The sequence below is a fragment of the Aminobacter sp. P4_H6_2 genome (assembly GCF_056400805.1).
Map to the genome: position 1 here is coordinate 1 of NZ_JBFUKO010000313.1, position 6,375 is coordinate 6,375.

The following is a 6,375-nucleotide window of genomic DNA, read 5'->3' on the forward strand; positions in this document are numbered from 1 at the left end:
CCGCCATGTTGCCGAAGTATGAAGCGCAGCAGACAAGCAGCGTTGTGCCGGTCGACGTCACCGGCGCGCGCGTGCTGGTCATCGACGACAACCCGGTCAACCGCGAGATCCTGCTCGAGCAGCTGAAAAGCTGGGGCTTCGACTGTGCCGCTGCCGAAAGCGGTGCCATCGGCCTCGCCTTCCTCGACCGCGCAGCTCAACTCGGCGCTAGTGTCGACTGCGTCATCCTCGATTACCAGATGCCAGGCATGAACGGCGCCGATGTCGCCAAGGCGATCGCCGCCGACAGCCGCATCTCGTCGATCCCCGTTGTGCTTCTGACCTCGGTCGACCAGGTCGATTTCTCCCGCATGGTGCTCGATTTCGGCATCTCGGCGCATCTGACCAAGCCGGCACGTTCGGCGGTGTTGCTCGGCACGGTCATAGCTGCGGTGCAAAAGGCCCGTTCGCAAGCCGGCCGGATGGAATTCGTCCGCGAGCCGATCCATCATTCGCCACCTGCCTTCACCATCATCCGCGGCCCGGTGCAAGCCCCACTCGCCCACCCCGAGCCAACGCCTTTGCACGGCGGTGGGCTCGACGTGCTGGTGGCCGAGGACAACGAGGTCAACCAACTCGTCTTCGCCCAGATCCTCTCCGGGCTCGGCCTCAGCCATCGTATCGCCGGCAACGGCCGCACGGCGGTGGAGATGTATCGCACCTTCAAGCCCAAGCTGATCTTGATGGACGTTTCGATGCCGGAGATGAACGGCTACGAGGCGACCCGCGCCATCCGCACTGAGGAAGCAGCCAATGGCAGCCGAACGCCGATCATCGGCGTCACCGCGCATGCACTCAAGGGCGACCGGGAGAAGTGCATAGATTCGGGCATGGACGACTATCTTCCCAAGCCGGTGTCGCCGGACAAGCTTGGCGCCAAGATAGGCACGTGGTTGAGCGAGAGCGCCGAGCTGGTTCAGTCGGCGTAAAGCTGCCCAAGATACCTATGACTTTCTTATTTCTTGGGGCGTTTGCCTCTCTCGAATACTGATGCTGGAGCTTTTACCTTCCTGACCGCGACCGGATGACGGCAATTTTGCCGCTCCGGCGCGAACAAAAGGAAGACTCCGATGCTTCGCACTCAGATGCCCGACAGGTTCGTCAGCGCGCAAACCGTCGAGACCGCGCGACGCGTGCCCGCAAACGACCACCGCCCGGTCAAAGGCCAGACCGAGCCCTTCATGTTTACGCGCCTGTTTTTCGTCACCGGCCTGCTGCTGGGTGGCTTGGCACTTGCCACGATGCTCTCAAGCTGAAGATGGATATCCGCGACGTGATTTCGGTCGAGGATGTGATCCTCGACCTCAAGCCGGATGGCAAGACGCGGCTGCTCAAGGAGCTCGCGCTGCATGCAGCGAGGCGCACGGGCTGCCCGGCTGGCGAGATCGTCTCGGTGCTTTCGGCCCGGGAGAGGCTTGGCTCGACCGGTCTTGGCCAAGGCGTGGCGATACCGCATGCCAAGGTGCGCGAACTGCAAACGCCGTTCTGCGCTTTTGCGCGGCTCAAAGCCCCCTGCCCGTTCGAAGCCGTTGACGATCAGGATGTCGATCTTGTGGTACTGCTGCTTTTGCCCGAGGCCTCGCCGCTGAAACACCTCAACGTGCTGACCAAGTTCGCCCGTTTCCTGCGCGATCCTGGCACCGTCGCGCGGCTGCGCAAGGCCGAGGACGCAAAGAGCTTGCATCGCATGCTCACCTTCGACCACCTATCGGCCGCCAAGACGGCCGTAGCCTGAACAAACTACGGCTTCAGCGATTCCTGACCACGATACAGGAGCCACCGACACTGTGCAGGCTCTGGCAGATGAGACCGGCCTCGCTGCGATCGTCAGCACCGATGCGCACGGCATAAATGCCGCGCCGCCCCATCGGCGTGCGCACACGGCTGACGACCGGCTCATGTGATGAAAGCAGTTTCGGAAAACGTCCCTCGAGGCGCTGCCACTGCTTGATGGCGGCCGAACGGCGGAAATTGCCGGCGACCTGAATGCCCCAAGGCTTGATGTTGATGTTGGCCATCGGCACGGTCGCCGACATGATGACCCGCAGGTTTTGACAGGCGACCGCAAAAGACATCTTCGGATCGAGCGGCCGATTGGTGCCGGCATGGGCCTTGTCGGAAAAATTGTCGGCCGGCTCGCCCATGATGTCGAGCACGTAGTCCTCGGTTTCGAGCGGCAGAAAACCGCCTGACGACAGCCAGCGCGAGACGCGGTTTTCGCCGGCATTGTAGGCAGCGGCGGCCAGGCCCAGATTGCCGAAACCGGTCTTGAGTTCGCCGAGATAGCGCGCCGAAGCCGGGATCGCCTGTTCCATGTCGAAGGGATCGGCAAGGCCGCGCATGGCGGCGGTTCCCGGCATGAACTGAGCGATGCCTTCGGCACCCGCCGGGCTTACCGCGTTCGGATCGAAGCGGCTTTCCTTCCAGATCAGGCGGGCAAAGAATTCGCTCGGCAGGCCATGGCGGCGGGCATGGGTGTCGATCAACTCGCAGACGCGGGCGACATGGGTCTTTTCAGGCGAGCGAGGCGGATCGGCGAGCGCCGATACGCAAAAGACCGACGAAACGAGGAAAGCCAGCGCTGTCCTCGCCAGGTTCCGCATCGCTATTCGGCTGCCGCCCTGCCGCCTTGACCGAAGCGCTGCTCGATATAGTCAGCGACCATTTTCTCAAAATCCGCAGCGATGGCCGGCCCGCGCAGCGTGGCTGCCTTCTTGCCGTCGATGAAGACGGGGGCCGTGGGCGTCTCGCCGGTACCGGGCAGGGAGATGCCGATGTCGGCATGCTTGGATTCGCCTGGGCCGTTGACGATACAGCCCATCACCGCAACCTTCAGCACTTCCACGCCGGGATATTTCTCGCGCCAAACCGGCATGTTCTTGCGAAGATCGTCCTGGATGTTTTGGGCCAGCTCCTGGAACACCGTCGAGGTCGTGCGGCCGCAGCCCGGGCAAGCCGCGACGATCGGCACGAACTGGCGGAAGCCCATGGTCTGCAGCAACTCCTGCGACACCTGGACTTCGCGGGTGCGGTCGCCATTGGGCTCCGGCGTCAGCGAGATACGGATGGTGTCGCCGATGCCCTGTTGCAGCAGGATGCCCATGGCGGCAGACGAAGCAACGATGCCCTTCGAGCCCATGCCAGCCTCGGTCAGGCCGAGATGCAGCGCATGATCGGAGCGGGTTGCAAGCATGGTGTAGACGGCGATCAGGTCCTGCACGCCGCTGACCTTGGCCGACAGGATGATCTTTTCGCGCGGCAGGCCGATCTCTTCGGCGAGGTCCGCCGAAATCAGTGCCGATTGCACGATCGCCTCGTGCATCACCTGGTTGGCGGTGAGCGGCGAGCCGTTTTTCTGGTTCTCGTCCATCAGCCGGGTCAACAGGTCCTGGTCGAGCGAACCCCAGTTGACGCCGATGCGCACCGGCTTGTCGTGGCGGATCGCCATCTCGACGATGTCGGCGAACTGCTTGTCCTTCTTTTCCTTGAAGCCGACATTGCCCGGATTGATGCGGTATTTCGCCAGCGCCTCGGCACAGGCCGGATGGTCGGCCAAAAGCTTGTGGCCGATATAGTGGAAATCGCCGACCAGCGGCACGTTGACGCCGAGCCGGGCAAGCCGGTCGCGGATATGGGGAACCGCAGCGGCACTCTCGTCGCGGTCGACGGTGATGCGCACGATYTCCGAACCGGCGCGATGGAGTGCTGCGACCTGGGCAACCGTCTKGTCGATGTCGGCCGTGTCGGTGTTGGTCATCGACTGCACSACRACMGGCGCKYCGCCGCCGACGAYCACGCCGCCGACGCTGACGCCGACCGATTTGCGGCGAGGAAATGGGGAGGAGAAGTAGCCGGTCATCGGACGGCCTTTTTAAGCTCGAGGTATCCGCGTCTGAGGTGGCGCGCGCGGCGCGACATGTCAATATCGCAGGTGGACGCGCCCGCCAAGAGCGGGGCGCATCCCAGCCAGACAGGCCGTTTCCACCACAATTTCACGAAACTGTGCGCCAGTCGTGCTTCTATTGCGCCACACAGCTCATATATGCTGCATTGCAACATAAGCATTCCCGAAGGATTTTCCTGCCATGACCGCGACAAGAACCGCCATCGTTACCGGCTCGACTTCCGGTATCGGCCTCGCCATTGCTGAGGCATTCGCGGCCGAGGGCTGCAATATCGTCGTCAATTCGTTCTCCGACACACCGACCGATCACGCCATCGCCGAGAAGATCTCCGGGCAATACAAGGTTGCCGCCGTTTATATCCAGGCCGACATGTCGAAGGCAGCGGATTGCCGCGCGCTGGTCGCCAAGGCCGCCGCAAGATTCGGTTCGGTCGACATCCTCGTCAATAATGCCGGCATCCAGTACGTCGCGCCCGTCGAGGACTTCCCGATCGAAAAGTGGGACGCGATTATCGCCATCAACCTGACCTCGGCCTTCCACACCACCGCAGCCGCGATCCCGCTGATGAAGAAAGCGGGCGGCGGCCGCATCGTCAACATCGCCTCCGCGCACGGCCTTGTCGCCTCGGCCTACAAGTCGGCCTATGTCGCGGCCAAGCATGGTATTTTGGGTCTGACCAAGACGGTGGCGCTCGAAGTCGCGCTCGACAAGATCACCTGCAACGCCATCTGCCCCGGCTATGTGCTGACCCCACTGGTCGAAGCGCAGATCCCCGACCAGATGAAGGCGCACAACATGGACCGCGACACCGTCATTCGCGAGGTCATGCTCGACCGCCAGCCGACCAAGGAATTCGTCACCGTTGAGCAGGTCGCGGCAACCGCCGTTTTCCTCACCTCCCCGGCAGCTGCCCAGATCAACGGCACGCACTTCTCGGTGGACGGCGGCTGGACCGCTCAGTGACGGTCTCAAAGGAAAAAATCGCCATGGCTGGAAACGGCAGGGCGGAGGAGAAAAAGCCCATCAATATAGCACTCCAGGGCGGAGGCTCGCACGGAGCCTTCTCCTGGGGCGTGCTCGACCGATTGCTGGAAGACGGTCGGCTCGACATCAAGGCGGTATCGGGCACCAGTGCCGGCGCGATGAACGCCGTGGCGCTGGCCGACGGCTGGATGCGAGGCGGCGCCGAAGGCGCACGCGCCAAGCTTGAGGGTTTTTGGCGCGCGGTGGCGCGCAAAGGTCGCTTCAGCCCGGTGCAGCGTTCGCCCTGGGATATGGCGTGGGGCAACTGGTCCATCGAAAACACGCCCGGCTACATCTGGTTCGACACCATGTCGCGCGTGTTTTCGCCCTATGTCGCCAACCCCTTGAACCTCAACCCGCTGCGCGACGTGGTCGCTGAAGAGATCGACTTCGCCAATGTCCGCGCCTGCAAGGACATCGACCTGTTCATCTCGGCGACCAATGTCGAGACCGGCCAGCTGCGCGTCTTCAGCGACGGCGAGATCGACCTCGATACGGTGATGGCCTCGGCCTGCCTGCCGCAGATCTTCCAGGCCGTCGAGATCAAGGGCGTGCCCTATTGGGACGGCGGTTATGGCGGCAATCCCGCGATCTACCCGTTCTTCAAGGCGAACGACACCGACGACRTCCTGCTCGTCCAGATCAACCCGGTGATCCGCGAGCAGAAGCCGAAGACCGCCAACGAAATCCAGAACCGCATCGACGAGATTACCTTCAACGCCGGGCTACTGCGTGAATTCCGCGCGATCGCCTTCATCAAGGAACTGATCGCCGCAGGCCGGCTGCCACATGGCGAATTCCACGACATCCGCATGCATCGCATCGACGCCGATGAAGCCTTCAAGGATCTTTCGGCATCGTCCAAGGTCAACGCAGAATGGGCGTTCCTCGAATACTTGCGCGACCTTGGCCGCACGGCGGCCAGCGACTGGCTCGAAGACAACTTTGATTCGGTAGGCAAGCAGGCCACGCTCGACCTATCCGGGCAACTGGACGATGGCTTCAGGCCGTTGCACGGACCCGCTGCAGGCCGCCGCGTGCGCGAGTTTTTGGCCACCAGAACCAAGCCGGCTGCCGCTCGCCAGCACAACTAAGCCGCGAAAAGCCGCCATTTTGGCTCGGCAACCGCAGCGTGCTGACAACTCCTGCCAGTTTTGTCAGGATGATGTTTCCATTATTTTTTATCACTATTTTGCGATCTGTATTTGATGTAGAAGACGCCCTCCCGCCACATTGCCCCCTTGGCGGATTTGAATGCGGTATTGCGCGCCACCATATCGGGGCGACGCGCTAGGCAAGACGGCGGTGGCCGCAACCGTCCTCAACGGATAACGACAATGTCGAAGATTAGGTTCCACAAGCTTGCAGCCTTGGTCGTGCTCGTCGGTTTTGCGGCGTGGATGGGTAC

7 protein-coding genes are annotated in these 6,375 nt (G+C 62.5%); 5 read left to right on the forward strand and 2 right to left on the reverse strand.

The genetic code is table 11. The features are described from left to right. The 3 genes from AC1DUU_RS20140 to AC1DUU_RS20150 all read left to right on the forward strand — a co-directional run. Positions 1-968, forward strand: a 968-nt coding sequence (locus AC1DUU_RS20140) for a response regulator (protein WP_476785171.1), incomplete at its 5' end; no start/stop codon positions are given. Between the two features lie 141 nt (positions 969-1,109). Further along, positions 1,110-1,295, forward strand: coding sequence for a hypothetical protein (locus AC1DUU_RS20145; RefSeq protein WP_476785172.1), 186 nt, complete (start codon positions 1,110-1,112; stop codon positions 1,293-1,295). 2 nt (positions 1,296-1,297) lie between these two features. Then, complete coding sequence (locus AC1DUU_RS20150; RefSeq protein ID WP_476785173.1) at positions 1,298-1,774, forward strand: PTS sugar transporter subunit IIA; 477 nt, start codon at positions 1,298-1,300, stop codon at positions 1,772-1,774. Positions 1,775-1,787: 13 nt separating this feature from the next. Here AC1DUU_RS20150 and AC1DUU_RS20155 read toward each other — a convergent pair whose 3' ends face one another. Next, positions 1,788-2,642 (reverse strand): lytic transglycosylase domain-containing protein, encoded by an 855-nt coding sequence (locus tag AC1DUU_RS20155; RefSeq protein WP_476785174.1) that lies wholly within the window; start codon positions 2,640-2,642, stop codon positions 1,788-1,790. Positions 2,643-2,644: 2 nt separating this feature from the next. Continuing rightward, positions 2,645-3,898, reverse strand: coding sequence for a flavodoxin-dependent (E)-4-hydroxy-3-methylbut-2-enyl-diphosphate synthase (ispG, locus tag AC1DUU_RS20160; protein WP_476785175.1), 1,254 nt, complete (start codon positions 3,896-3,898; stop codon positions 2,645-2,647). Positions 3,899-4,124: 226 nt separating this feature from the next. Here ispG and AC1DUU_RS20165 point away from each other — a divergent pair, with 226 nt between their 5' ends. Further along, complete coding sequence (locus tag AC1DUU_RS20165; protein ID WP_476785176.1) at positions 4,125-4,907, forward strand: 3-hydroxybutyrate dehydrogenase; 783 nt, start codon at positions 4,125-4,127, stop codon at positions 4,905-4,907. Between the two features lie 23 nt (positions 4,908-4,930). Beyond that, positions 4,931-6,061 carry a patatin-like phospholipase family protein gene (locus tag AC1DUU_RS20170; protein ID WP_476785177.1) on the forward strand — a complete coding sequence of 377 codons (1,131 nt, stop codon included), beginning with the start codon at positions 4,931-4,933 and terminating at the stop codon, positions 6,059-6,061. Positions 6,062-6,375: the final 314 nt, after the last annotated feature.